Origin of the sequence: Alteromonas gilva (genome assembly GCF_028595265.1) — a bacterium.
Classification (GTDB): domain Bacteria; phylum Pseudomonadota; class Gammaproteobacteria; order Enterobacterales; family Alteromonadaceae; genus Alteromonas; species Alteromonas gilva.
The window spans coordinates 91,248-114,042 of the sequence record NZ_JAQQXP010000004.1 but is presented as its reverse complement, the minus strand read 5'-3'; the positions used below and the strand labels follow the sequence as shown (position 1 = coordinate 114,042).

The 22,795-nt window shown below is 42.6% G+C and carries 37 protein-coding genes and 1 pseudogene; 37 read left to right on the top strand and 1 reads right to left on the bottom strand.

Going from position 1 to position 22,795, the window contains the following annotated elements:
• Positions 1-10: 10 nt before the first annotated feature.
• Positions 11-1,852 (top strand): ATP-dependent helicase, encoded by a 1,842-nt coding sequence (locus tag OIK42_RS19485; RefSeq protein ID WP_273642843.1) that lies wholly within the window; start codon positions 11-13, stop codon positions 1,850-1,852.
• Positions 1,853-1,992: 140 nt separating this feature from the next.
• Positions 1,993-3,135 carry an RNA-guided endonuclease InsQ/TnpB family protein gene (locus tag OIK42_RS19480; protein WP_273642842.1) on the top strand — a complete coding sequence of 381 codons (1,143 nt, stop codon included), beginning with the start codon at positions 1,993-1,995 and terminating at the stop codon, positions 3,133-3,135.
• A 122-nt stretch (positions 3,136-3,257) separates the two neighbouring features.
• Here the strand turns inward: OIK42_RS19480 and OIK42_RS19475 are convergent, their stop codons facing one another.
• Positions 3,258-3,755, bottom strand: a complete 498-nt coding sequence (locus tag OIK42_RS19475; RefSeq protein WP_273642841.1) for a hypothetical protein — start codon at positions 3,753-3,755, stop codon at positions 3,258-3,260.
• Positions 3,756-3,945: 190 nt separating this feature from the next.
• Between OIK42_RS19475 and OIK42_RS19470 the strand changes: the two genes are divergently transcribed.
• The 35 genes and pseudogenes from OIK42_RS19470 to OIK42_RS19310 all read left to right on the top strand — a co-directional run bounded on the left by OIK42_RS19470 (position 3,946) and on the right by OIK42_RS19310 (position 22,793).
• The gene (locus OIK42_RS19470; RefSeq protein ID WP_273642840.1) at positions 3,946-4,137 is read left to right on the top strand and encodes a hypothetical protein; all 192 of its coding nucleotides are present in this window, start codon (positions 3,946-3,948) and stop codon (positions 4,135-4,137) included.
• 506 nt (positions 4,138-4,643) lie between these two features.
• Positions 4,644-4,793: a hypothetical protein gene (locus OIK42_RS19465; RefSeq protein ID WP_273642839.1), complete on the top strand. Its 150-nt coding sequence runs from the start codon at positions 4,644-4,646 to the stop codon at positions 4,791-4,793.
• A 312-nt stretch (positions 4,794-5,105) separates the two neighbouring features.
• Positions 5,106-5,300 (top strand): hypothetical protein, encoded by a 195-nt coding sequence (locus OIK42_RS19460; protein ID WP_273642838.1) that lies wholly within the window; start codon positions 5,106-5,108, stop codon positions 5,298-5,300.
• 319 nt (positions 5,301-5,619) lie between these two features.
• Positions 5,620-6,156: a hypothetical protein gene (locus OIK42_RS19455; RefSeq protein ID WP_273642837.1), complete on the top strand. Its 537-nt coding sequence runs from the start codon at positions 5,620-5,622 to the stop codon at positions 6,154-6,156.
• A gap of 72 nt (positions 6,157-6,228) precedes the next feature.
• Positions 6,229-7,248, top strand: a complete 1,020-nt coding sequence (locus OIK42_RS19450) for an AAA family ATPase (RefSeq protein ID WP_273642836.1) — start codon at positions 6,229-6,231, stop codon at positions 7,246-7,248.
• 176 nt (positions 7,249-7,424) lie between these two features.
• On the top strand, positions 7,425-7,781 hold the full coding sequence (locus tag OIK42_RS19445) for a hypothetical protein (RefSeq protein WP_273642835.1): 357 nt from the start codon (positions 7,425-7,427) through the stop codon (positions 7,779-7,781).
• 73 nt (positions 7,782-7,854) lie between these two features.
• A complete protein-coding gene (locus OIK42_RS19440) occupies positions 7,855-8,928 on the top strand; it encodes a DUF3150 domain-containing protein (protein ID WP_273642834.1) in 1,074 nt (357 codons plus the stop codon).
• Between the two features lie 174 nt (positions 8,929-9,102).
• Positions 9,103-10,200: a DUF7146 domain-containing protein gene (locus tag OIK42_RS19435; protein WP_273642833.1), complete on the top strand. Its 1,098-nt coding sequence runs from the start codon at positions 9,103-9,105 to the stop codon at positions 10,198-10,200.
• 2 nt (positions 10,201-10,202) lie between these two features.
• Positions 10,203-10,451, top strand: coding sequence for a class I ribonucleotide reductase maintenance protein YfaE (gene yfaE, locus OIK42_RS20430; protein WP_374211885.1), 249 nt, complete (start codon positions 10,203-10,205; stop codon positions 10,449-10,451).
• Between the two features lie 302 nt (positions 10,452-10,753).
• Entirely contained in the window at positions 10,754-12,664 is a 1,911-nt protein-coding gene (locus tag OIK42_RS19430) for a VWA domain-containing protein (protein WP_273642832.1), read from the top strand.
• Between the two features lie 73 nt (positions 12,665-12,737).
• The gene (locus OIK42_RS19425; protein WP_273642831.1) at positions 12,738-12,932 is read left to right on the top strand and encodes a hypothetical protein; all 195 of its coding nucleotides are present in this window, start codon (positions 12,738-12,740) and stop codon (positions 12,930-12,932) included.
• 246 nt (positions 12,933-13,178) lie between these two features.
• A complete protein-coding gene (locus OIK42_RS19420) occupies positions 13,179-13,433 on the top strand; it encodes a hypothetical protein (RefSeq protein ID WP_273642830.1) in 255 nt (84 codons plus the stop codon).
• 59 nt (positions 13,434-13,492) lie between these two features.
• Positions 13,493-13,885 carry a hypothetical protein gene (locus OIK42_RS19415; RefSeq protein WP_273642829.1) on the top strand — a complete coding sequence of 131 codons (393 nt, stop codon included), beginning with the start codon at positions 13,493-13,495 and terminating at the stop codon, positions 13,883-13,885.
• A gap of 73 nt (positions 13,886-13,958) precedes the next feature.
• A complete protein-coding gene (locus OIK42_RS19410; protein WP_273642828.1) occupies positions 13,959-14,213 on the top strand; it encodes a hypothetical protein in 255 nt (84 codons plus the stop codon).
• A gap of 100 nt (positions 14,214-14,313) precedes the next feature.
• The gene (locus OIK42_RS19405) at positions 14,314-14,643 is read left to right on the top strand and encodes a hypothetical protein (protein WP_273642827.1); all 330 of its coding nucleotides are present in this window, start codon (positions 14,314-14,316) and stop codon (positions 14,641-14,643) included.
• Between the two features lies 1 nt (position 14,644).
• Positions 14,645-14,878, top strand: coding sequence for a hypothetical protein (locus OIK42_RS19400; protein WP_273642826.1), 234 nt, complete (start codon positions 14,645-14,647; stop codon positions 14,876-14,878).
• A 66-nt stretch (positions 14,879-14,944) separates the two neighbouring features.
• Positions 14,945-15,439: a hypothetical protein gene (locus OIK42_RS19395; protein ID WP_273642825.1), complete on the top strand. Its 495-nt coding sequence runs from the start codon at positions 14,945-14,947 to the stop codon at positions 15,437-15,439.
• Entirely contained in the window at positions 15,439-15,591 is a 153-nt protein-coding gene (locus OIK42_RS19390) for a hypothetical protein (protein ID WP_273642824.1), read from the top strand. Before OIK42_RS19395 ends, OIK42_RS19390 begins: the two co-directional genes overlap by 1 nt.
• 77 nt (positions 15,592-15,668) lie before the next feature.
• On the top strand, positions 15,669-15,896 hold the full coding sequence (locus OIK42_RS19385; RefSeq protein WP_273642823.1) for a hypothetical protein: 228 nt from the start codon (positions 15,669-15,671) through the stop codon (positions 15,894-15,896).
• 5 nt (positions 15,897-15,901) lie between these two features.
• On the top strand, positions 15,902-16,063 hold the full coding sequence (locus OIK42_RS19380) for a hypothetical protein (protein ID WP_273642821.1): 162 nt from the start codon (positions 15,902-15,904) through the stop codon (positions 16,061-16,063).
• Positions 16,064-16,172: 109 nt separating this feature from the next.
• Complete coding sequence (locus OIK42_RS19375; RefSeq protein ID WP_273642820.1) at positions 16,173-16,526, top strand: hypothetical protein; 354 nt, start codon at positions 16,173-16,175, stop codon at positions 16,524-16,526.
• A gap of 129 nt (positions 16,527-16,655) precedes the next feature.
• Positions 16,656-17,399 carry a site-specific integrase gene (locus OIK42_RS19370; protein ID WP_273642819.1) on the top strand — a complete coding sequence of 248 codons (744 nt, stop codon included), beginning with the start codon at positions 16,656-16,658 and terminating at the stop codon, positions 17,397-17,399.
• Complete coding sequence (locus tag OIK42_RS19365; protein WP_273642818.1) at positions 17,396-17,734, top strand: type II toxin-antitoxin system RelE/ParE family toxin; 339 nt, start codon at positions 17,396-17,398, stop codon at positions 17,732-17,734. Before OIK42_RS19370 ends, OIK42_RS19365 begins: the two co-directional genes overlap by 4 nt.
• A 69-nt stretch (positions 17,735-17,803) precedes the next feature.
• The gene (locus OIK42_RS19360) at positions 17,804-18,136 is read left to right on the top strand and encodes a helix-turn-helix domain-containing protein (protein WP_273642817.1); all 333 of its coding nucleotides are present in this window, start codon (positions 17,804-17,806) and stop codon (positions 18,134-18,136) included.
• Positions 18,137-18,156: 20 nt separating this feature from the next.
• Positions 18,157-18,558: a hypothetical protein gene (locus OIK42_RS19355; RefSeq protein ID WP_273642816.1), complete on the top strand. Its 402-nt coding sequence runs from the start codon at positions 18,157-18,159 to the stop codon at positions 18,556-18,558.
• A gap of 61 nt (positions 18,559-18,619) precedes the next feature.
• The gene (locus OIK42_RS19350; protein WP_273642814.1) at positions 18,620-18,946 is read left to right on the top strand and encodes a hypothetical protein; all 327 of its coding nucleotides are present in this window, start codon (positions 18,620-18,622) and stop codon (positions 18,944-18,946) included.
• Between the two features lie 13 nt (positions 18,947-18,959).
• Positions 18,960-19,175: a hypothetical protein gene (locus OIK42_RS19345; RefSeq protein WP_273642813.1), complete on the top strand. Its 216-nt coding sequence runs from the start codon at positions 18,960-18,962 to the stop codon at positions 19,173-19,175.
• A gap of 16 nt (positions 19,176-19,191) precedes the next feature.
• Positions 19,192-19,392, top strand: coding sequence for a hypothetical protein (locus OIK42_RS19340; RefSeq protein WP_273642812.1), 201 nt, complete (start codon positions 19,192-19,194; stop codon positions 19,390-19,392).
• Positions 19,393-19,420: 28 nt separating this feature from the next.
• A pseudogene (locus tag OIK42_RS20425) lies at positions 19,421-19,501 on the top strand (DUF5763 domain-containing protein); the annotation flags it as partial.
• Entirely contained in the window at positions 19,502-20,869 is a 1,368-nt protein-coding gene (locus OIK42_RS19335) for a tetratricopeptide repeat protein (RefSeq protein ID WP_273642811.1), read from the top strand.
• Between the two features lie 16 nt (positions 20,870-20,885).
• Positions 20,886-21,068 carry a hypothetical protein gene (locus tag OIK42_RS19330; RefSeq protein WP_273642801.1) on the top strand — a complete coding sequence of 61 codons (183 nt, stop codon included), beginning with the start codon at positions 20,886-20,888 and terminating at the stop codon, positions 21,066-21,068.
• Between the two features lie 8 nt (positions 21,069-21,076).
• Positions 21,077-21,559: a hypothetical protein gene (locus OIK42_RS19325; RefSeq protein ID WP_273642810.1), complete on the top strand. Its 483-nt coding sequence runs from the start codon at positions 21,077-21,079 to the stop codon at positions 21,557-21,559.
• Between the two features lie 8 nt (positions 21,560-21,567).
• Positions 21,568-21,831, top strand: coding sequence for a hypothetical protein (locus tag OIK42_RS19320; protein WP_273642808.1), 264 nt, complete (start codon positions 21,568-21,570; stop codon positions 21,829-21,831).
• 16 nt (positions 21,832-21,847) lie between these two features.
• The gene (locus OIK42_RS19315; protein ID WP_273642806.1) at positions 21,848-22,216 is read left to right on the top strand and encodes a hypothetical protein; all 369 of its coding nucleotides are present in this window, start codon (positions 21,848-21,850) and stop codon (positions 22,214-22,216) included.
• 16 nt (positions 22,217-22,232) lie between these two features.
• Positions 22,233-22,793: a hypothetical protein gene (locus OIK42_RS19310; RefSeq protein WP_273642804.1), complete on the top strand. Its 561-nt coding sequence runs from the start codon at positions 22,233-22,235 to the stop codon at positions 22,791-22,793.
• Positions 22,794-22,795: the final 2 nt, after the last annotated feature.

Below are 22,795 nucleotides of genomic sequence, written 5' to 3'. Positions count from 1 at the left end.
GAGAAGCTGCATGCTAACGGAAGAACAGGCCGGAACAATCGAAAACCCAAATGAGCATAAACTAATCTGTGCTTTACCTGGTTCTGGTAAAACGCATACGTTTATCAGCCTTGCAGATAGGGTACTTAATTCTTCAAACACTAATAGTGTATTAATGGTTACCTTCACCAATGCCTCAGCATCTGAGATGGAAGAGCGGTTAGTTAAGCGGCTGGGCCCACAGCTTGCTAAGCGAACTAAAGCCGCGACCTTTGCGAGTTTGATGTTGAAGCAGTTCGAGCAAATAAGAGTCAGAAGGCGCTCAATTATAGGTCCGGAACAATATAGTTTTGTAAAGCGTGCACTAATCCAGGCACAAATCAGATATGACGATATCAATGAATGGGTTTCTACAATCGAGGCCATGGGGCGTGATATTGACTATATGCATGATGGAACGCCTACCTCTATGGTTTTTGAGGCGTACTTGTCATTACTGAAAAAATACAAAAGATTCGATCTTAATATGATGTGCCGGGAGCTTATTGCTGGCCTGGAAGGTGGAACCGTCAAGCCATATCGATATTCGCATCTACTCTGCGATGAGTTTCAAGATACTGATGAGCTGCAATATAGATGGCTCAAGGCGCACGGCAATCTCGGCAAAACATTGGCGGTTGTAGGGGATGATGACCAATCTATTTATTCTTGGCGTGGCAGTATGGGGTATCACGCCTTCCGTGAATTCCAAAATGATTTCAATGCGTCCGGTTATCTATTAAGTAAATGCTTCAGGTGCTCACCTAACATTCTTAATGCGGCCAAGATGTTTGTTGAAAATAATGAAGACCGAATCGATAAAGATATGGCATCCGTGAAGAAAGAACAGGGAACCGTAAAAATTGTATCGATACCCAATAATTTCATTTCTCAATTTACCCAAGAGTTGCTGCAGATGGATTCGCTTGAAAGTGTCAGCAAAATTGGGGGAGAGCAGGATACTAAAAAATCGGATGGCTTTGAGCAATACAGGTATGTTGCTCAGGCGATTAAGCAAAGCGAAAAAGACGGCTGGGCTATATTGGCCAGAACCAATAAGCAATTAGACCAGGTTGAAAGGGCGCTGTCTGAATTGCAGATGAAAGCGGTAAGGATTGGTGGAAAGTCAATCTTTGACAATGAACATGCAGTTGGATTCATTAATCTGTTTTACGGCCTGGCGCATCCAAAGGCAGCTGACGCCTTAGTGTCTGGTTTGGGTTGGATTGGTGAGTCTGAAGAAACTCTGCACTATATCTACCAGTCATGCAAAACGATGGGGTTTGCTTCTTCACAACAGATGTCAGGTGAAACCTGGAAGCCTGTTACTGCATTCATGCAAGAAATGGCTATGAGAGCAATCAATCTGGAAGAGCAGTATGCCGGGGCGTTCATCGATAAGCTTTGCTCGGCTGTGATCAAGTATCTAAAAAAGAAAAAAGATGCAGATGAAAAGCTACAAGTCACAGTGGTAGAGATCTGCCAAGGAATTTTAAAGGGTAGTAAAGGCAACTTGGTGGCAAGAGCGAAAAACCTGGCAGAGAAGACAAAGAAAAATACCAAGCAGGAAGATCATAATCAAAATGACGCGGTAATACTTGCGACGATGAACGGCTCAAAAGGCCTTGAGTGGCCAAGAGTGTGGATTATCGATGTAGATGATGGGAAGGTACCTATGATCAAAGGCGCCGTCACTCGAGAAGCCATCGAGGAAGAGCGCCGGCTTCTGTATGTTGCAATGACGCGAGCCGAAGAAAACCTGGTGATCTCGCACAGGGAGAACAAGGAAAGTTCGTTTATTGAAGAAATTGTTGGAGTGAATAGCTCTCTGTAGCTACTTGCAGGCCACATTTTTGAAGAATATTTTAGCAATTTCGCCGTAAACCCTCGCCCGATGAGGGCGGGGATAGGCGTAAGGCCTGAAAGCGACTTGTACAGGTTGACTCTACTTTTTATGACTGTATATTTATACATATGTTGAGAGCAACTAAAGTACGCATTTACCCCACACCAGAGCAAGCTGAATTTTTAATGGCTCAGTTCGGTGCTGTGCGTTTCGCATATAATAAGGCTCTGCATTTAAAGTCTCATATGTACCGCAAGCATGAGGTTAATATAAGCCCCAAAAAAGATATAAAACCGCTGCTTGCAGTTGCTAAAAAATCACGAAAATACCACTGGTTGAAACAATATGATTCAATCGCCTTACAGCAGGCGGTTATCAACCTTCACCATGCCTTTGATAACTTCTTTAACCCTAAACTAAAAGCAAAATACCCACAGTTCAAACGTAAGCACGGCAAGCAGTCGAGCTACCACTGTGTCGGTGTAAAGGTGCTCGATAGCGCCATTAAATTACCGAAAATAAAGCCTGTAAAGGCAAATATTCATCGTGAAATTATCGGCACAGTGAAAAGCATCACTGTCAGCTTGAGCAAGACGGGTAAGTTCTACGCATCTATCCTTGTTGATGATGGTGTTGAAGCGCCCGTATTTCCTCACACAGTGAGCAAGGTGACGGGTATTGACTTAGGAATCTCTCACTTTGCCGTTGAGTCGAGCGGCAGAAAAACCACCAACCCTCGATTTGTAAAGCGTGCTGAAAAGAATCTCAGGCGTAAGCAGCGCCAGCTATCCCGCAAGACAAAAGGCAGCGCAAATATAGCCAAAGGTCGTTTGCGTGTTGCAAAATGTCATGAAAAAGTAGCGAATGCTCGCGCTGACTTTCAACACAAATTCTCTCGGACTCTCGTTGACGAAAACCAAGCGGTGATAGTTGAGACATTGAAATCAGCCAATATGATGAAAAACCGCAAACTGGCAAAACACATCGCCGATGCTTCATGGCATAGCTTTGTGATGAAGCTGGAATACAAACTGAAAGAGCAAGGTAAGCACCTAGTAAAGCTCGACCAGTGGTACGCCAGCTCTAAGACTTGTCATTGCTGCGGTTATAAAAAAGAAGAAATGCCCTTGTCGGTTCGCAAGTGGGGCTGTCCCTCATGCGGGGCGACAGATATAGACCGCGATTTAAATGCCGCCCTCAATATCCGTGATAAAGGCATACTTGAATTAAAGGCGGCTGGACAGTCGTTTCTGCTTATGGAAGCTGCATAAGTCTCGATACTATCGAGCAACGGCTATTGAAGTAAGAAGCATCGCCCGACAGAGCGGTGAGAAGTCACTATGAACACACATACGCTTTTAAACATATTACTAGATGAGTCAGCTAAATAATTTTATTCTTTCACTACCCATAAAAGGTCAAATAGTTTTGGTCTGTTCATTGTTTTTAGTAGGTACGAGTCCTTATTGTAATCCTTATGATTGTATGTAACGGACTTTAGGTGGAAGCCGGAAAAAGGATTTTCTTCAAAACTACATAAAAATCCCGTTGTTAGAGTGCGATAGGCTTTGCCTGCTACCTCGTAATATACCAAAATTGAGCGTTTGTTCATAAGATTACCCTGTTTATAATTTTCTTCTAGCATAGGGATAATATCTTTTACGATGTCACCAGAGTATGTGCTTTTAACCCAATCTACAGCTTCATCAAAAGTTAAGTCGCTATAGATGTGTTTTCCACCCAATACTTTGAATGTGGTAGAGCCTTCAAGCTCTTTGAGGATCTCGATACATGCTTCCGTCGTTTTATCGTCTTGAAGTCCCTCCTCTGAATGAGAAAATCCTGAATAGATTGATAGAACTCCAATAACTATAAAGATTGATGATTTCATTTGTACTTCCCTTAAGATTATGAGTTAGCTTCTAGTCTCTACCGATTTTGCATTGCTAAGGTTGAACTGACAACTTCGTATTTCCGTTTCCAAGCTTTATTATTAAATCAATTTAATAGTTCCCTTGTACAGGTTCCTTCTGGGTAATCATTCTTTATGATGGTACCCATATTTATTAGAGGGTGAGCCGATGACTACGGAATTGTTTTTACTGCTAAGAGAAATAAATACGACCTTGCCACCAAATCGATTTTTGGCTTATCAGGGGCAGGAAATTTTAGATTTTCATTTTGAGCCTGTTCTGTGTTTCGAGCTCAATAATGAAAAGTACGTAGGCACAAGCAGTATTGCGGTCCAGGATATTCAGTTGTTCACTGAGTAAATAATTTTGTACCGTAGGCAAGGCCAAAAAGGTAGCTCTATTGTCACTCAGTAACAATGCAGTGAATTAATATATAAGAGTCCAGAAATGGCAGCGCGATCTATCAGTGCTATGGCGAAAGCCTTCAATTAAATACGCGAAAGCGTCCAATCAAGTACAGCCAGGCTTAACTCTATTTAGTTAAGCGGTTCTTTTCCTTAAAGGGGATAGGTGCCACGGCTGATTTTTTCGATCCTGAAATATGTAGACTTAGCTATGGGCTTTATGAAGAGTTCATAGCTAAGTCTGTTCTTAGGCTAGTCGTTTTTTTAACTGATGGTTTTTTAACTATCGACCGCTTGCAAGCGGTATACAAACCTAGCGAGTTACATTCCCGTGTAACTGACAGCGATTGTTGCCTTCTGGTTTCAACGCTCTATTGCGAAAGCACCATTAACCCATAGTGGGGATATGTATTTATCCCCCGGGGAGATCTGCATGTTCCTGCGTCACTCTCAGGAGTAAACATGCAAACCATCAAAAAAAATACTTCAGCGATTGTAATCTCATCATTCATGGCTTTCAGCCTTGTTTTAATGGGAATGTATTGTGCGAAGATTATTGAGCCTAATAAGCATCATGAACAAGTTGCTTTTATCAAGGCTACGTATCAGTAATCAGCTGATTCGAATTTTAACCCAACCGGGACACAACATATCCCGTGTGGGTAGTCGTGTCCCTTTAACATTTAGGAACACGATTATGTCTATGATTATTTTTGCTTGCTGCGTTTTGGCCGGTTTACCTATCTATAAAACGATGGTTCGTCCATTTTGTGTTGTAGTAGGGATTGTTGATTAAATTCAAGTGCAGGGGTGCTTAGGCACCTCTTCTCCTTTTCATGTTGATGCTTGGGCATCACCACTTAAATGCATTTTCAATAATGCATTTAAGGGTGGTGCCCTTAACTAATCTTTAGAGGAAATAACATGAATACAACCGTTCACTTTTACGACCAATTTACTGCCCAACTGTACTTAGACAATGGTTGCGTTTTGCAAATTGGAGATCCAGACAAGTTCGAACATCATAACCATGACGCTGAGATCGCTAAGCTTGAAAGAGTATTAAAGGCGACTGGGCAAATTGGTTGTGAAGATTCAATCATGACATCGCTGCACTAATAGTGAAGCGTTTTGGAAGCGGGAGGTAAGCTGGCAACCCCAGTAAGCCCTTCCGCGTGCATATAATCAGTTTTGCTATGTGTGGAATTGCTACCTATAGCAAAGCATGATTTTTAGGTTTTTTAACTGATGGTTTTTTAACTATCGACCGCTTGCATGCGGTATACAAACTTAGCGGGTCATATTTCCGTATGACTGACAGCGCGTTCGTATTCTTCGTTCACGCTCCATAAACCATGCGAAAGCATATTTAACCCACAGGGGAATAACATTATTCCCTGTAGGGATTGGTGTTGTTCCCCATTCGAGGATCAACATCATGCAAACTATTACTCCACACCATAAGCGTGTGCAGATAGCTTATTACGCTCTGGAAAATGGTCAATTGACTCATAAGTACTTGGCAAAGAAATTTGGCACAACTGAGAAGGAAGTTTCCCTCGCGGTTGACCGGCTTTCTAAAGGCAGTCTGTTAAGTAAAAAAGGTAAGACTTGGAACCCTATTTGGGGTACTGAGGATTTCGTTTTCCATCCAACTGACAATTACATTAATCGGGATATCGAGAAAGGTGAAAAGGACTCTGTACTAACGTATGGCGTTTTTGACCCAGACTACGATCCGGTGAATGGTGGTTATCATTTGCGATGGACTGAAGATGAAGTCAACCAGTTGCTCTGCGACTTACCATATCGCGTACTTGAACTGATTAGAGACAGTGACCCTGGCTCTGAGATTTATCAGGAATGCATCTTATTTCTTGAGTCACCTTTGTTTCTTGCTATTTGCAAGAAGTGGGGGATGGACCAGGAAGAAATTTTGAAATCTGTTTTGGAAATCACCAAGGCAGAAATTTAACCCACCCGGGACACACGCATTGCTCCCGGTTGGGGCAGTGTGTTTGTCCTTTTTGAATTGAAGGTACACAACATGACACAGCTTAACGTTGTAGATAACACTGCAAATTTAGAGAAATTAATTGAAATAGATGCTTCCACTGTTTTTCCAGATGTTTTTTCACCTGGAGAGTCAAAAGTGAGGCAGCGGTATAGCCGTCATCCTGACTGTATTGTATCTAATCCGAACTATGTTCCGGATGAGGTCGTATTGCGCAGGGTTTTGGCATGGTGGCACGCTCCGCAGCGTCAGGCTTTGGGGTTGCATGGTGAGACTGGTACGGGCAAAACTGAGTTGTTGCTTTATATAGCGGATAAGCTCAATGAGCCTGTTTACATAGTCAAAACTCACGCAGCTCTGATGCCTGAAGAGTTAGAAGGTTCGAAAGAGCTGGAAAATGAAAATGGAAGTGTGATTACTAAAAGCCGTTTAGGGTTGGCTGCGAAAGCATACCAGCACGGTGGTTTGCTGATCTTGGATGAGGTGGATAAAGCGAATGAGGCTTTACAGTCTAGTTTGCACCCTCTTGTCGAAGGTAAGCCCTGGCCGATTGAACAGTTTGGAATGATCGTTAATAAGCATGCTATGTGCCGAATTAGCGCAACTGCCAACACAACCGGTGAAGGTGGCTCTGAGCGTTATCATACCAGTCAGAAGATGGACTCCGCTTTGCGTAGTCGATTTGGATGGCTGGAACTTGGTTACCCAGATCCTGCCACTGAAATTGAAATCATGACTCGCAACTATCCAAAGTTACCCCGCAATCTTCTTCATGAGATGGTGGGTTTTGGTGCGGCTATTCGAGAGCAAGTTTACGCTCCGGATGCTGATATGCAAGCCGTGTTTTCTACCCGAACCCTTGTGAACTGGGGCCACTATATGATGGCTTTTGGTTTGAAGGCTAAAGCGGTTGAATCTTTGAACTTTGCCTTTATGGGTTCCGTTGATCCGGAATCTAAAGATAAGGTGGATGATACGATTCAAAGACTATTTGATAAAAAGTTAGAGCAGCCACTTCAGGCGCTTTTAGCGGATTATCAGGTAAAAAAGTAGCTCCCCAAGCGCAGACGCTAACCAGCAAGCTTTCGAGCTATGTAGGGAAGACGTTTGAGGTTTGGGATACCACCAAAGGCAATGAAGTCATAAAAGTAGCTTATCCGGTTGGTCGGATAGCTGGCTTAAGAACCGTTCAAATTCTCGACTCGGTAAAACTGTTTGACACTCAGGATGTGTCTGCATCAGAGGTTAAATCCCCCGATGCGGAAAGTTATTTCCATGCAGTACTTACTTGCGATGAAAATGAACGTTATGAACTGGAAGTCATGCCTTATAGACCTGCTCCTTATCCCGAAACGGATATTAGCTCGCTTGTTTATTTAAAAAACAAAGCGGAAAACAAAGTATGGGCAATCAGCCAATGTGGCAAGTACTCATTTTATTCAAATGAGAATACGGGTCACATCTTGGTTTGCTCGGCGCTAACAGGCAATAAGTCTGTTCATCAGCGCATAATAGATAAAAAATCTAAAGGATACGAAGACGAAGGTTTCCGTGATTATGACGCGAGATCTAAATCACTTCGTTAATTCTCTTAACCCATAGGGGCAACAATAACCCCTTATGGGAGTTGTTGCCTCATTTTCCTTTTAAGGATAAATCATGAGTAACAACATAGCACATGCAAACCAAGCATCAGCCGACTTGGTAAACACTAACCCTTCATTGAAAGAGGGAGCGTGTTTATTGGCAGTAGAAGTTAAGGGAAGTTGTGGCGAAGCTACACTACCTAAAACACGTACAGTATTCGATGGTAATGAATTGAGCAGTGAACTTTTGAAGGGCACTACTTTGCAGTGGTTCCCCCGGGAGCATCTGCGATTCGTTAACAAGACTGTTCAGCGTGTTTCACGACTATTGAATAAGGAAGGCGTATCGTTTGGCAGAGGGCTCACCATGGTTCCTTTGGCGCAAATTGACGAAATACAGACCGAATTGGACAAAATGAAAATGGAGTTCACTGAGGAAGTAGAATCAATTTGTTCCGACTTTGAGAGCATTATTAATGCACACAAGGTGGACAACCATGAAGTAGCTCACTTGATTGAACGTTTCAAATTGGAGTGTGATGCATTTAAAGGTCGATTCATTTTCAAAGCTATACCGCCTATGGCAGTGCAGCCACTATTTGAAGATGATGAAGAAGATCTTAAAAATCAGATCACTTTGACGCTATGGGATGAAATTGCAGCTGACGCCGCCGCTCTAGCCAAGAACTCGTTTGTTGGCAAGGAGAAGTGTGGTCAGCGCGTTATTACGGCGATTAAAAAGCTTCGACGCAAGCTAGTTAATTTGTCGTTCCTGGATAAAGGTATTCTTTCGGTAGTTGACTCATTTGATGCAGCTCTGAATGGCCTTCCTAAAACTGGTGATGTGACAGGTGGTGAATTCCATCGTTTAGCTCACTATGTTGGGGATATATCTGACCCGGAAAACCTAAAAGGCATTGCCTCTGGTGAATTCGTAGAAGATGAACAGGAAGCAATTGAAACCGAAACACCTCAATCCCAACCGCTGGAAGGCACTGAGTCATTGAATGACTTGGAAGAAGTTGAGAAGACTGAATCGCAAGCGCCTGTCGCGACCGATGACGCTCAACAATATATTCCAGCGAACACCCACACACCAGAAATCGTTAGCCCTTCTATAGGGGAACTGGATTTTGGTGGTTTTTAACCCATAGGGGCGATGCATAGCAAATCCTCTAGGGGTTTTGTTGTTGTATTGCTCCGTTTAGAAACGGGCTGCCATTTGGCGGCCTGTTTTGCATCAGGGGGTTGTGGGTTCACCAATGTATCTGCGACCTGCGGGTGCATTGGGAACTCACAATTCCCATCTAGGAGAAAGATAATGCAACACAATAAAATTGCACAAGTAAAAGGTTTGGTCGCTCAAAGCGGTGGCTGGCCTGCAATATTTTGCCAATTCTCAGGGCTCAACGATGCTCTGACCAAAGGCACATCTCAACAGCCGTGCCCACTAAGTGGTGATGGCAAAACTAAATTCAGATTCTTTCGAGACTTTAAAGATACAGGAGGTGCATATCATAACGATGTAGGCGCAATGCCTGATGGTATTGAGTTGCTTTCATGGTATTTGAGTAAGTCAAAATCGGAAGTTCTGGATGAGATTGTCAGTATTTGTGGTGGAAAGTCGATGTTACATCAGGCTAAGCCCCTTCAAAGAAAGCAGTCAGAAAACTCCATATCTCAAAAAGAAGCTGAGCGTCGACAGGCTTCAATTAAACGAGTGTGGGATGGTTCGCAACCGATTGTAGATACCATTGCTGAAACGTATTTGCGTAACAGAGGGATAAAGTCGGACCTATCGCATCTTGGCAACAATTTGCGATTTCACCCCAAGCTTTCCTATAAAGAAAGCAAGGATAGTCCCTGGGTGCATTTCCCGGCACTGGTAGCAGTATATCGTGATAAACACGGTAAGCCGCTTACCCTTCATCGTACTTTTCTAAAGCCTGATGGCAGTGGGAAAGCGGATGTAAGTAATCCCAAAATGGTAATGGCTCCACCACGCGATATGCGAGGCGGGTACATTCTTTTGGATAAGCCAATAGATGCTCCTTTTGGTAAATATATAGGCATTGCTGAAGGAATCGAAAATGCACTTTCTGTGCGTGAAGGTGCTGGCGTAGCAATGTGGGTAGGGTATTCAGATCGTCTTATGGAGATGGTTGAGTATCCGAGTGACATACGTTCTTTATTGGTGTACGCAGATATTGAGCCTTCTGGTGCAGGTATGCGTGCGGCTGAAGCAATTAAAGCTAAGCATAAAGATAAAGATGTATTGATCATGAAGCCCAATAGCACAAAGGATAAAGTTGACTGGAACGATGTTTATAGAGAACACGGTCCTGACGCTTTTGAATTTGCTATGAAGCCTGAATACCAGGTACAGGGTATTGACGCAATTCCAGTGGAAGGGGAGTGATTATGATTACTGTCCACACCGCTGGTGTTCAACATCTTATACCGGTTGCTGGTTCTTTACTGGAGTCACTTGAGAAATCGAGTGTTCCGGTAGAGAGTCACTGTCGTTCAGGTTTTTGTGGCGCTTGTCGCGTGAAAGTCAAGAAAGGCTCTGTCGAATATTTCGACACTCCTCTTGGCTTTTGCGACGATGATGAGGTGCTACCTTGCGTTTGCAAACCAAGTAACAAGCTTGAGATAGAAGTTCGATAGGCCCGTGGCCTATCGGGCTTCGCCTCATTTTAATCAGTTGCGCTAACTGTAAGCCGTATTATCTTTGTCTTTGTTTTAAGGGCAAAGCTAAAACGGTTTTTTTAACTGATGGTTTTTTAACTATCGACCGCTTGCAAGCGGTATACAAACCTAGCGAGTTACATTCCCGTGTAACTGACAGCGATTCCGTATTCTTCGGATTTGCTACTAAAACTGCGAAAGCAAACTCAACCCATAGGGCATCAATTCATCGTATTCCCTTTGGGAGTAGTGCGTTGATGCCCGTTTCTTAGGAGATGGATATGAACGCACGTTCATTTATACAACGCGCCAAGGCACTCGCTACGCTTATGACTTCTCGTCAGGGAGTAGAGGTGACCATTGGTGGTAATCAAGCATTTAGCCAAGGCGGCAGAATCAATCTGCCAAATGGTGATTTCACTGACCCGGAATGGGTTGCCATGATTCAAGGTTGGATAGACCACGAGTTAGGGCATGAAAAACACACAGACCACAACATTTTTGCATCTTCCGGAACGATTGATCCTGCTTTACAGCGGATACTCAATCAGTTGGAAGATGCTCGAATGGAAAAGTGCGTAGGTGATGAATTTCCCGGTGCAAAAACCAACCTTAGCCAGCTGGTGGGATTGGCCATTAAGCGAGAGCTGTTTGGTAAACCTTCGGCTGAAAATGCTTCGCATGCACTTTCATGCTTTATTCTCTATCACGCAAGGCGTTATGTCGTAGGACAACATGCTTTGAATGATTATGCGAATGAAGCAGAGCGCATCTGTCGAGAGGTTATGGGTGATGATTTAGTGGATGCCATCAAGGCTGAAATTGAATCGACGGCGAAAGCTAAGAACACTCATGATGCATTTGAGATTTCCAAACGAATCTATGACTTGATCAAAGAGGAAGAGGAAAAGCCAGAAGACGATAGCGACGAATCTGACCAGCAGGACGACTCTAACGAGTCTGATAGCGATTCTGAAGATCAGGAAGGCTCGGATGAGTCTGAAGGTGATTCTGAAGGTCAGGGCGATTCTGGCGATTCTGGCGAGTCCGATGAGAACGAAGATGATACTGCATCCGGTGACGGTAGCGGCAAATCTGAGGAAGGTTCGGATGAGCAGGAAAGCGACAGTGGCTCTGGTGAGAATGAAGAAGGTGACAATGAGTCTGAAGAAACGGATACCGGCAACGGCGAAGCTTCTTCAGGTGATGAGTTAAATTCTGAAGAATCACAGGCTCCTGGTGACAGCGAAACGAGTGATGAGGGGCAATCTGGCCAAAAGTCAGAAGGTACAATGCAGCAACTTAAAGCAGCTCTGAAAGGGTTTCTGGAAGATACATCTACGGATGACTTTCATGAAAAACTGGCCGAGTTACTTGAAGTGGAAGCGAGTGAGGCAAGCGAAGAATGTAGAGAGTACGACGGATTTAATGTCGACGTGCGCAAGCAACTTCTTCCTTGCAACAACTACCCGCTACCGAAGGAACATAAGCAACTGGCAAATCGTTTTTATCAGACTTTGTACAAAGTCATCTTTGATAATAAGCGCTCTTTACCGGTTACTCGCACAGTGGGCTCTAAGCTCTTAAACAATAAATTGTCAGGCATTCCAGCCGGCAATTTAAGTGTGTTTAAGCAAGGTGCTTACCAGCGGGTTAAATCCTCTGCAATTTCTATATTGGTTGATGCTTCGGGCTCTATGAATACGAAGTTCACTGATAAGGAAAATATGTATCACGCAAACACTTCCGCACTTGCGTTGGCTACCACGTTCTCTCGGATGCAGATTGACTGCGAAGTCAATTATTTTGGCGTTTGGGATGAAAGTGACTATGCAAACTACATCTATAAGGCAAAGCCATTTGGTCAGCCTTTGACAGCCAAAAGATTTGGTGTGGCCCCAACCGGTGGTACCCCAACTCATGAAGGTATGTTGCATGCAATTCAGAGTCTTGCTCTCAAACGAGATGAACGCAAGATTTTGTTCATTATTACTGATGGCCAGGCGAACTCATCACGTCAAGTAGAAAAGATGGTTGAGGTTGCTAAACAGCTCAATATCAAGCTTATACCTATTGGTCTGGGTCAGACCAGTATAAGGGGGTTTGATGTTGAAGATTTTGTATCAGCGAGTGATATGAATGAAGTTAATGAGGCCTTGCGTAACGCGATAAAGCAAAAGCTTTTCGCATAATAAAACTTAACCCATAGGGGAAACATTATCCCCTATGGGGTTGGTGTTTCCCTATTTTTAGTAGGAAATACCAATGAAAAAAAATACCTTTGTTGAACTTAAGCTCAACAAGCAAGTGATTGTACGTGAAATAAACGTAAAGCGGGTGCAATACAAGTTGAAGCAATTACGTGTTGCTCACTTGTATAACCATCCAATGTCTAAGGTTTGTCACGTAGTCACAAATATGGATTTGGCAGTCGGAAACATATTTGAGGCTTCATTATGATGGAGTTACAAGTAGAACAGACTCGCCATTTCTCCCTTCTCATGTCAGAAATGGCAGGTGTTGGGGAGTCCATTCGGCATTTCAAAACGATTCAGAAAAACAGTCGTGAGGAAACGAAAGTATTCTATACGTCCACGAAGCTTTTTCTGGTCAGAATGAAAGACAATCAGCAAGTTGGCTTTGAGGTAAGGGAGCGTAGGTTAACCTCATCCCTTCTTGGAGCTACAGCCCATTTGGAGCATTGATATGAATTATATTCTAACAATGTTCCAGGGAAGCAAGATTGTCTATGACACTAAGGTAATTGGTAGCTATGACTTTGTTCACAAAGTTCAAAGCAACTGTGCGCCTGGTGTTTGTGCCTGGGCCGTATCGTATGCATATTTTGAAGGCCGCTTTGAGGATTATCCAAATCCTTACCCGGTTGGTTCTGAAGAGCATGCACACTTTGAAACAGGCAAACACCCAGAGCGCAAGCTAATGGAAGAATGTCGAATTTAACCCCCTTGAGCGGTCCTTCCATCCTGGGGGTTGCTCTATAACCCAAGTTAGGAGCATTTATGCTTAAAAAATACATATTGGTACCCTTGAGGCAAGCGCTTGCTGGAGTAATCCCTGCGGCATTTATAGTCGGTTTAATTGAACCAGAGAAGTTTGATGCAGCCATTGTAGCTGTGATTTTCGCATTTTTTATCGCGTGTGTTATTTGGGAGCGTTTTACTTCCAGTGCCACAGATAAAAAGGCGGAGCATATGAAGTTCTTTGATGAAGTGACGATGACCATAATCATTGGCTTTGCTACTACGGCTTTTGTTAGCCTCTTTGTAGACGACTCAAAAATGGTGTTGGTTGCTTGTGTATCAGCGTTGATAGTTGCGATTCCTTCCATCCCGTTGTTTCGGTATGGACTGGGAAAGTGGCTAGACAAATCATTGAGTGACCAAAACCAATAAAGCAATACTTAACCCAGTAGGGAGAATCACTCCCTGCTTGGGATGTTTCCCTCATTTAAACGGAGAGAAACGTATGAAAAATTTTGTTGTTAAATTGAATATTCAGACCGGCGAGTATGAGAAAAACTGTACCAAGCTTATTGTTGCTGACAATCAGGAGGATGCAGGTAATCAAGCTATGCTGAGTGAATGCCATGGTGATTTAGGTGAAAGTGCTGAATGGACTGAGTCTGGGATTTCCGATTTATTTTGGGAGTTTCACTACTCTGTTTATTCAGTAACTGAAGTGAAACCTGAGCATTATGAGATATTGAAGTTGTATATTTAACACATATCTACAGGCGCCCATGGCGCCATTATTTTTAACCCTATCGGGGAAATCTATTCCCGGTAAGGGTAGGTTTCCCTCATTAATTTGAGAGAACATTATGATGTTTAACTGTTGTACAGGTGGAGTTCTGCCTGATATGTCGGCTTTTGCCAATCTGGAAATCTCTGCAGTTTACGCTTATGACGCACCAGTTGGTGACGGTACCTTTTGCGAATCGTTACCTGGTGTTGCATCTGGCCAAGAGACTTTAGAAAACGCCCTGACTGATGGTGAAGATCCTGCAAAGGTCTTCTACACAGTGTATGGTCGTGACCAGCAAGGCTTTGCCGAGGCACTGCATGACGCAGATACTCTGGAAGATGCTAAAAAAATTGCTGATTTAATTATCAGTAAACAAAAACATCTATCAGAAACGGCGGTCATTTAAGATGGGAATTCAATTCGATCCATCACAACTGGCCACGGTTTCTCCAATACCCACTGATTATGAAATAGGTGACGAGGTTATCTTCACCAATGAATTCGGTGTGGTATTCGATGAGGGCTTCAGGGTTATTGGTTTTAGCAAGAAAGAAGATGTCTTTAATGGCAGATTCATTCATCTAGATACCGATGCACCTTGGTTCCCGGCTCGACCAGAAATGCTAACCAAGAAACATTAAATTAACCCCAAGGGGATATCTATTCCCTTACGGGGTAGGTATCTCCATTTTATTAGGAATATTAAGATGAGTTACTTACTCCCACGTATCCAGGGTTGTCAGGATATGACTTCAGCCGAGGCCATTCTTGCTACCTTGAATCTAAACCAGTTAGAGCACCTTGATGGTGAAATCTATGCCCATGAACATTGGTTCAGTATGGGTGCCAGCTTTATGCGTGATACTACGCAGGAGCAGGTGGATTTCTATCTTCTGGTGAGTGGCAAAATAAAAAACATGATCGCTAGCGATAATGTGACTCAGGAAGTGAATGAAAATGGCGTTGTTGTTCGACGCTCTACGTTCATCGGTGGTATGGGTGATTTTGAGCGCCTTATGCTAAACGATGAATATTGCTCATTCATTACTTTGGATTTTTGTCATGGCTATTGGGTAAATCGTGAATCTCTGAAAATTGTCTCGTTTTGCGAAGGTGACGTTGTTGAACGTTCCGCTGCGGATGCCGACATGCTTCAGCGTGATATTGACGGAATTACCACCTGGTATAAGGAGAACTACTGATGAGCAATCAAAATAAAACGTTTCGCATCGTCTATGACGATGGTTCATTGGTAGACGATACCTTAAAAGGCCTATCCCTTTTCCAAGCGGAAACAGCCCTGTGCAGACAGCTTAATCTTGATGTGGATTGTTACCTTCAAGAAGAAGACTGATTGCATCTAATTTAACCCACGGGGGAGTAAGAGCCCCTATGGGTTACTGCTCCCTATTTCATATAAGGAGCATTCTTATGAAAAAGAAGCTGTCAGACGTTGTACTTCTGCTTATGGAAGTACTTCTCCTGGCATTTGGAACCTCCCTCTTTCCAGGGGGATTGTTCTCACTGGTCTTTGGTGCTGGTTTATCTCCAGCTCAATTCTCATTTGCTGTAGTAGCGCTGGTGGTCGGATTCTTTATGATCCTGACCGGTGCTGTTCTTGCGGTGGTGAGGTTTGTTAAGTACACTAATACGAGGTAAATAATATGAGTGACATTATGTCGAAGTATGAAATCTGGTACGCAATAGGAGTGGTGGTTCCCATCGTTCTGGTCGTCGGGTTGAGTGCATTCTTCATGTTTGCTGATTTAGATGCTTTAGCGGAGAAATACTTTCCGGGTGTATTTGACACTAAGGCCAAACATTAAATAAAACCGGCAGCTCGATGAGCTGCCTACAACATGAACCCAAAGGGGCAATATCATTGTCCCGATTGGGAAGTGGTTTGCCCTTTTTTATGAAAGAGGAAACCACATTATGAGTGCTTCACATGTAGAAGCTATATCAGCTAAAATTTCGTTCAATTTTCCTTACAACGTCTTTGTTGATAATGATGAAATAAAGGAAGAAGTGTTTCAGGAAGAAAAAGTAAATTGGAAGCTGATAGATTTAGACGACTTTATTGATGATTTACTTGATTGGATTGGTGAGGCTGATAGAAATAGTTCTGACAGAACCCTTATGAAACAAGATCTCTTTATGTTGAACGAATGGGAAGACCAATTTATTTGGTCGAGTATAGAAACAAATGATTATGTTTCTCCTTCGCTTCATCCTGAAAGGTTTAATGATATTTGTAAGCAAGTTCTTGAAGCTAATTCAGCTCATTAAATGACATAAAAAACCGTCCTTGTGGCGGTTTTTTTATGTCTGGACGTTTCCCATTTGATAGGCAAAAGACCTTAATACATTTGTGCTACTGCGTTTTTAGGTTGCTGTATTAAAAATAAACTGTCACTATTGACGCAATTATTACTAAAAATTGCGTTAAAAGTGGAAGGTAGACCTTTATCAAATAGCGAGTTGTGGGATCAGCTTGTAAGCAGAAATTGTGGGCGAAACACGGAACTTAGGCACAGAAATAAATTATTGATTTTACTCGCAGCGGTTGCTGGCCTCAGAGAGATTGAATTAACGTTTGTGACAAATAGGTTGTTCATATCACCAGAGGGAGAATTAAACGAAATAGTGGTATTGCCCGAACAGATAGCAAGAGATGGTTTCGAGCGGCCAATTGTCCTTAGTCATCCAGAGTTGATGAAAGCCTTTGAAGCATACTTTAGGTGGTTGATTAAGAATAAAATTAACTGCTATCCACATAAGCATTACAACGGATTAGATCCAAATGCGCCTTTGTTTGTAGATGATAGTTTGAAGGCATTCAATACACAAAGTCGCGGAAATTCTATTAGCCCTCACTCGATGAATAAGCTACTTGATTCGTTTATCAAGAAAGCAAATCTTTGGGACAACGGAGTAAGGCGCATATCGCTCATAAGAACGTGTGTTGTTGAGATGTACCGCAATGGAGCTAGTACAACTGACATTATGATTATTACTGGTTTCAGTGAAGAGTCTATAAAGCATATCCTGACAATGGACTATGTTCAGTTAAGCCCTATATACGATTGGTTTGAGCAACGTGCAGAACTCAAGCTCAAGCGGTTAGAGAGCTTCAAGAAGAGAAGAAGATTTATGCTATGACGAAGAAGTTTAAATTTATTAATAACCAGTCAAAAAAAGAATTTCTTGCCTTGCCTGAAATTATTCAAAAACGTTTTGCCAACGACCTAAACGCTATTTGTCAGGATAAAGAGCCGTTCAGTAAATTTAAGCATTTGAAAGACAGCGTAGGGATTGGTGCTGTAGAGCTAATTGAAAATGGCAGGCCAGCTTACCGAACTGTCTATGTTGCTAAATTCGCTGATACAGTGTTCATACTTCATTCATTCACCAAGACCACCAACGGCGTTGATCGGAAGGCAATGGATACTGCCAAAAAACGCTACAAGCTAATGATGAAAGAAATTAACGGCTAATATATCAGAGCTTGTATAAATATCAGTATTGATATAAGCTGTTTATTAGTTAACCAAAGAGATCTAAACATGGCATTAGAATACAGCAATATTTTTGACGCCCTTACGGAAGATGCAGCAGAAGCGTCAGAGTTACAAACTCGCTCTGACCTTATGATTGCAATTCGAGACATTGTGAATGCTAAAGGGTGGGATCAGAAACAAGCTGCGACGGCAATGGGTATCACCCAACCAAGAGTAAGCGACCTTGTAAATGGCCGGATAGAAAAATTCTCTATCGATAAGTTAATGACCTGCTTATACAAGATTGGCTTTCGCTTCAAGCCACAGTTTGAAAACGGACAGCTTACGATGTCTGTCCAATCGGTTGCGCAAATGCAAAACCATGCTGTAATGGCATAAAGGCTAATAGAGGAAACATGATGGAAGACAAAGATATTCTAAAGCTAAACAAGCTTGTTAACCAATCAAGTGAAGAGTTTGGTCTTGATATGACTGTCGAGGTCGATTCCATTTCAGAGCCTTTAATGTTACAGGTGGGGGTTAGAGGAATTGGAGTCTTCAACTTCAAAGAAAAAGAAGCTCTACTGTTCATTCATGATCCAGCGTTGGCATTAGCAAGAAAGCACAATGTATCAAAGTCTCACCTGCTTGCTTTTTATTCTGCGAATAATAATGATTTAAATCGGTGTCAATCACTAACAAAGAAAGGGACGCGCTGCACTAGAGTTAGCAATGTTACTGTAAGCGGAATTAGTGATTATGTCCCACAAAAAGTGTACTTATGCCATCAGCATGAGGAACGTGCAATTTTATCTAAATAAATCAATTTATAAGTATAGGAAATAAAGCAGAAGTAACTCTTATTCAGTAGTAGGTAAAATTATGCCAACTGTAGAGCAAGTCATTAAAGCATTAAAAGGAAATGAACCATACGTAGAGAGCATATTTTTACGCGGTGGTTGCTATCAATTTCACCTGTTTTTACGAACTATATTTCCTGCGGCCTTGCCGCTAATCAGCAGTGCTGATGATCACGTTATTAGTTTAATTGATGGTATTGGCTACGATGTTACTGGGGTAGTAGAAACAGATGACTATAGGGAAATGACTGCCTCTGATGTTGCAATAGCTAGTGACTGGTCATTTAGTAAAACACAGGCACTTTCTTTGGGCGAATGTCGGTTCTGCGAAGAGCCAATCTTGATATAGGAATTAATAACTGATGTCTGAATTCACGTACAACGAAAGAAAAAACATTCGTACCAGCTATAGTGTAGAAAAAGTCTTTGCAACAGATAAAGGTTTTATAGGCCGCTTACCTGATGTTCAGTATGAACAAAATAATGGTTCGTGGGTGAGTCAAGGATCTCGTTGGTTGATTAACGAAGAAGATCCGCAGGCTATTATGGATTTTGGATTTAAAAGCACTGAGCTTTAGACAATAGGAAACAGAAATGTCTGATGTAAGTGAAGCTGTTGATGATGTTATCAGCGTTTTGGAAGCTAAATTCTCATCATCTGATGACTGTATGGAAAAAGTTTTGAAGACGTTAATGTTTGCGACAACCAATGCCTTGTTAGCTACCGAAAATGAAGAGTGTGGAATAGTTTTTAATGGCTATAAATCTACATTCAGTATTGAGCCAGTTGAATAGGAAGCAATGATCTAAAGGATGGATTCTAATGACAACTTCGACATGCCAAGGTACTACCGCTAAAGGAACACCTTGCCAAAATAAGGCAAGTGCTAGTGGATATTGCCATTTGCACTATTCTAAGAGTGCAGCCAAGGAACCGGTCTCGCAGATAGAGCATAATTCGCCTCCTTGGTGGCAAAAAGCAGGCGTGTTGCAAGGTTTGGCAGCGGCGATAATCACGGCCATTGTTGCGCTTGTGGTCGCTTACTATCCCAATAAAACACCATCGGTGATTGTGAGTAATAGCGACACCTCAACGTCGACCGTCCATACCGGCAGTGGTGATATCAACCAGCAGATTACGGTTGGGATTTCTTTAGCAGAGTATGAAACCCGCTTAAAACACAGAGAAGCAGAAATTACTCAGCAGCTGCACGACGCCCACCGTCAAGAGAAATCGATACTGGAAGTTCAGTTGCAGGAGTTGCAGAACAAACTGTTGGATAGCAAAGCGTCCTATGATGAATACGTTGCAGAATTAAAATCCCAAATAGTACGTTTAGAATCACTCAAAGGAGCCGTCAACTCAGCGTTATTAGAAAGCGCCAAGAAAGCCTTGCTCAATGCTGACAGTCAAGAAGCTGACAGGCTCTTTGCACAATTCGAAGTGAGTGAACAAGAAACCCTTGAGGCCATTGCTGAAGCGAGTTATCAACGGGGTGTCATTGCTAATAGCGATATTCGCTACGCTGATGCTTTTCAGCACTTTCAAAAAGCCGCCAGACTTTCACCAGACAACTCGCTTTACAGCAATGCTGCTGGATTAGTTGCTAATACGCTCAGCGATTACGACAAGGCCATTGGTTACTTTGAGCAGGCGCTGGCCAGTGACCTCAACACTTTCGGGGAAGACCACCCCAGCGTTGCTATTCGGCGCAATAATCTGGGCAGTGCCTGGGATAGCAAAGGCGATTACGACAAGGCCATTGGTTACTTTGAGCAGGCGCTGGCCAGTGGCCTCAACACTTTCGGGGAAGACCACCCCAGCGTTGCCACAACGCGCAATAATCTGGGCTTAGCATGGTATAGCAAAGGCGATTACGACAAGGCCATTGGTTACTTAGAGCAGGCGCTGGCCAGTGACCTCAACACTTTCGGGGAAGACCACCCTAGCGTTGCCACAACGCGCAGTAATCTGGGCTTAACCTGGGATAGGAAAGGCGATTACGACAAGGCCATTGGTTACTTTGAGCAGGCGCTGGCCATTGACCTCAACACTTTAGGGGAAGACCACCCCAGCGTTGCTATTCGGCGCAACAATCTGGGCAGTTCCTGGTATGGCAAAGGCGATTACGACAAGGCCATTGGTTACTATGAGCAGGCGCTGCAAACCTTAACAAAAGTGCTTGGTGATAATCACCCAAGTACCCAAACAATATACAAAAATATGGTTTTAGCAAAAGCCAAATTAGCGAGAATAAATCAAAAAGACTGATATGGGAAACACGAATATGAAGTTGAGTTTTGAAGAATTAGAGTTGATAAATCGATCACTTATGGCAAAACGCTGGCAAGTGGAAAAGGAGTCGGGGCAAGATCATCCAGATTTTACGGCGACAGCTCAATTGATGGATAAATTAGCAGTCAATAATAACGGTGCTGAATTGAAATTTATCTCTAAATCCGAGAAGTAGGAAACAGTATGTTTTCAAAGGTAAGGGCATTTATCCTGTCTATTGTTGCCCCTAGAACATTACCCTCAAGTTCTGAACAGGATGTTGTTGAAACAGCTTCTATCCATGAGTTAATTCCAGCGTACTTGAATAGTTCGCAAACCTTAGAACAGCTTCGAGAAAATGGTAAACCTATTCCAAAGTCGCTGAGGCTCGATGAAATTTTTCGCAGATTGGAAAATGCACCGCCTGCAGACTCTAGAGCATCAGCTCACAAGCTGGTTAGAGATACGTTAAATGAAGTGGAAGATGAGCTTACAGGCTTGCCGATGTATCACCAAAACAGGATGTCATTTTTCAGTCTAGAAATCGATGGGTGGAAGGATTTGAATAAGAACCCCTGTTCTATCCATTTAAACTGTCATGTAGCCTATTTGTACGATGATGGGTTCATCAAAATAGATAGAATCAATGACTCTGAATGCATATTTGAAAAGCCGGGTAAGGTATAGGAAACACGATGAGCAGTAGAATCGCAGAAATAATAGTAATAATAGGCGCATTTGTATCAGTTGTTGTAGCTTGTTTTTGGTTGTTTCCAGCAAACAATGGAATAAGTGGTGAGTGGTTTCAGGCCACAGCAGCAGGAACGCTTTCTTTTGAGGGGCTATGGCAAACCCTCCAATTACGCAAGAACAAAAAGCCTTGGTTAAGAACGGCAACAGTAACTGCACTTGGTATAGGGCTGTGTATTGCAGCTATTTACAATTTAATCCTAAGCTGAATTCATAGGAAAAACGATGCCGGAAAGTAAAGGATATAATTCAGCTCTCAGTGTTACAGCATTATTGGTATCAATTGTAGCAGGTGTTTTTTCTATCGTTGCATATTTGAAACCAGACGAATATATAGCGGAAGGAAAGTACAACAATAGTAATAATAAAGCTGGAAGGTTTGTTGAATGTGTAGATGGAGACACCATGCAAAGTTGTACTAATTCATATTTCAGTGACAAAACTGGTGAATTGGAAGCCTTCTCTTCTGATCGCTGCGACGTGGGGGATATTGATAGATCAAAGAGCAAACATCGATGTGAAATACCGAACAAAGTAGATGTTGATGATGGCCATAAGTGTCATGTGACCGCAGTTTGTAAACGAAATAATTAAATTGATAGGAAACACGATGCTTGCAACATGGAAGAAAAATCTCGGTGAAATCCCTATATCTAACCCACAAGAGTACAAAGCTAAAAAAGCATTCACATATGTTTTGAGCTGGGTTCATGAAAATGGTTACAAGGGGGCTTGTCATGACATTTCCGCTGTCTTATATCTGGTCTTGTCAGAGCTTGGGTACGATTGTGAAATTAAAATTGGTGAAATACAGCTCGAAACTGGTGCTGTGACAGACCATTCATGGGTTCAGAGCAATCAACTTGTTACTGATATAGCTATTTCATTGCCTAATTACCCTGGGCATATTCATTCACCAATATTTCAAGGTGTTGCGTTAGACAATAACTCAGAAATCACCTGTAAATATGGCATTGCTTATGAGGGGCTGAGTCAGGAAGGAAAGTTTGTTTTGGGGGCAACATTGATTGAATACTGCAACGATCATCCAAATGGCGTTGATTTTGTTTTTAAGCTTGCTAGTCGGACTTTAAAGGAAGCGGGTGTAAGAGTATCTGCTCTAAAGCTTAAAAATGACTACTCACATATAAAGCGCGTATTGGTCCAATAGGA

Excerpts from the sequence above, each read along its gene's own strand:
- yfaE (WP_374211885.1), top strand. The coding sequence starts at position 10,203 with ATGATTACTGTCCACACCGCTGGTGTTCAACATCTTATACCGGTTGCT.
- OIK42_RS19440 (WP_273642834.1), top strand. The coding sequence starts at position 7,855 with ATGAGTAACAACATAGCACATGCAAACCAAGCATCAGCCGACTTGGTA.
- OIK42_RS19375 (WP_273642820.1), top strand. The coding sequence starts at position 16,173 with ATGAGTGCTTCACATGTAGAAGCTATATCAGCTAAAATTTCGTTCAAT.
- OIK42_RS19460 (WP_273642838.1), top strand. The coding sequence starts at position 5,106 with ATGAATACAACCGTTCACTTTTACGACCAATTTACTGCCCAACTGTAC.
- OIK42_RS19425 (WP_273642831.1), top strand. The coding sequence starts at position 12,738 with ATGAAAAAAAATACCTTTGTTGAACTTAAGCTCAACAAGCAAGTGATT.
- OIK42_RS19450 (WP_273642836.1), top strand. The coding sequence starts at position 6,229 with ATGACACAGCTTAACGTTGTAGATAACACTGCAAATTTAGAGAAATTA.
- OIK42_RS19435 (WP_273642833.1), top strand. The coding sequence starts at position 9,103 with ATGCAACACAATAAAATTGCACAAGTAAAAGGTTTGGTCGCTCAAAGC.
- OIK42_RS19420 (WP_273642830.1), top strand. The coding sequence starts at position 13,179 with ATGAATTATATTCTAACAATGTTCCAGGGAAGCAAGATTGTCTATGAC.
- OIK42_RS19310 (WP_273642804.1), top strand. The coding sequence starts at position 22,233 with ATGCTTGCAACATGGAAGAAAAATCTCGGTGAAATCCCTATATCTAAC.
- OIK42_RS19390 (WP_273642824.1), top strand. The coding sequence starts at position 15,439 with ATGAGCAATCAAAATAAAACGTTTCGCATCGTCTATGACGATGGTTCA.
- OIK42_RS19415 (WP_273642829.1), top strand. The coding sequence starts at position 13,493 with ATGCTTAAAAAATACATATTGGTACCCTTGAGGCAAGCGCTTGCTGGA.
- OIK42_RS19320 (WP_273642808.1), top strand. The coding sequence starts at position 21,568 with ATGAGCAGTAGAATCGCAGAAATAATAGTAATAATAGGCGCATTTGTA.
- OIK42_RS19475 (WP_273642841.1), bottom strand. The coding sequence starts at position 3,755 with ATGAAATCATCAATCTTTATAGTTATTGGAGTTCTATCAATCTATTCA.
- OIK42_RS19385 (WP_273642823.1), top strand. The coding sequence starts at position 15,669 with ATGAAAAAGAAGCTGTCAGACGTTGTACTTCTGCTTATGGAAGTACTT.
- OIK42_RS19400 (WP_273642826.1), top strand. The coding sequence starts at position 14,645 with ATGGGAATTCAATTCGATCCATCACAACTGGCCACGGTTTCTCCAATA.
- OIK42_RS19365 (WP_273642818.1), top strand. The coding sequence starts at position 17,396 with ATGACGAAGAAGTTTAAATTTATTAATAACCAGTCAAAAAAAGAATTT.
- OIK42_RS19410 (WP_273642828.1), top strand. The coding sequence starts at position 13,959 with ATGAAAAATTTTGTTGTTAAATTGAATATTCAGACCGGCGAGTATGAG.
- OIK42_RS19485 (WP_273642843.1), top strand. The coding sequence starts at position 11 with ATGCTAACGGAAGAACAGGCCGGAACAATCGAAAACCCAAATGAGCAT.
- OIK42_RS19355 (WP_273642816.1), top strand. The coding sequence starts at position 18,157 with ATGGAAGACAAAGATATTCTAAAGCTAAACAAGCTTGTTAACCAATCA.
- OIK42_RS19380 (WP_273642821.1), top strand. The coding sequence starts at position 15,902 with ATGAGTGACATTATGTCGAAGTATGAAATCTGGTACGCAATAGGAGTG.
- OIK42_RS19315 (WP_273642806.1), top strand. The coding sequence starts at position 21,848 with ATGCCGGAAAGTAAAGGATATAATTCAGCTCTCAGTGTTACAGCATTA.
- OIK42_RS19345 (WP_273642813.1), top strand. The coding sequence starts at position 18,960 with ATGTCTGAATTCACGTACAACGAAAGAAAAAACATTCGTACCAGCTAT.
- OIK42_RS19465 (WP_273642839.1), top strand. The coding sequence starts at position 4,644 with ATGCAAACCATCAAAAAAAATACTTCAGCGATTGTAATCTCATCATTC.
- OIK42_RS19330 (WP_273642801.1), top strand. The coding sequence starts at position 20,886 with ATGAAGTTGAGTTTTGAAGAATTAGAGTTGATAAATCGATCACTTATG.
- OIK42_RS19430 (WP_273642832.1), top strand. The coding sequence starts at position 10,754 with ATGAACGCACGTTCATTTATACAACGCGCCAAGGCACTCGCTACGCTT.
- OIK42_RS19480 (WP_273642842.1), top strand. The coding sequence starts at position 1,993 with ATGTTGAGAGCAACTAAAGTACGCATTTACCCCACACCAGAGCAAGCT.
- OIK42_RS19405 (WP_273642827.1), top strand. The coding sequence starts at position 14,314 with ATGATGTTTAACTGTTGTACAGGTGGAGTTCTGCCTGATATGTCGGCT.
- OIK42_RS19360 (WP_273642817.1), top strand. The coding sequence starts at position 17,804 with ATGGCATTAGAATACAGCAATATTTTTGACGCCCTTACGGAAGATGCA.
- OIK42_RS19470 (WP_273642840.1), top strand. The coding sequence starts at position 3,946 with ATGACTACGGAATTGTTTTTACTGCTAAGAGAAATAAATACGACCTTG.
- OIK42_RS19325 (WP_273642810.1), top strand. The coding sequence starts at position 21,077 with ATGTTTTCAAAGGTAAGGGCATTTATCCTGTCTATTGTTGCCCCTAGA.
- OIK42_RS19455 (WP_273642837.1), top strand. The coding sequence starts at position 5,620 with ATGCAAACTATTACTCCACACCATAAGCGTGTGCAGATAGCTTATTAC.
- OIK42_RS19340 (WP_273642812.1), top strand. The coding sequence starts at position 19,192 with ATGTCTGATGTAAGTGAAGCTGTTGATGATGTTATCAGCGTTTTGGAA.
- OIK42_RS19350 (WP_273642814.1), top strand. The coding sequence starts at position 18,620 with ATGCCAACTGTAGAGCAAGTCATTAAAGCATTAAAAGGAAATGAACCA.
- OIK42_RS19395 (WP_273642825.1), top strand. The coding sequence starts at position 14,945 with ATGAGTTACTTACTCCCACGTATCCAGGGTTGTCAGGATATGACTTCA.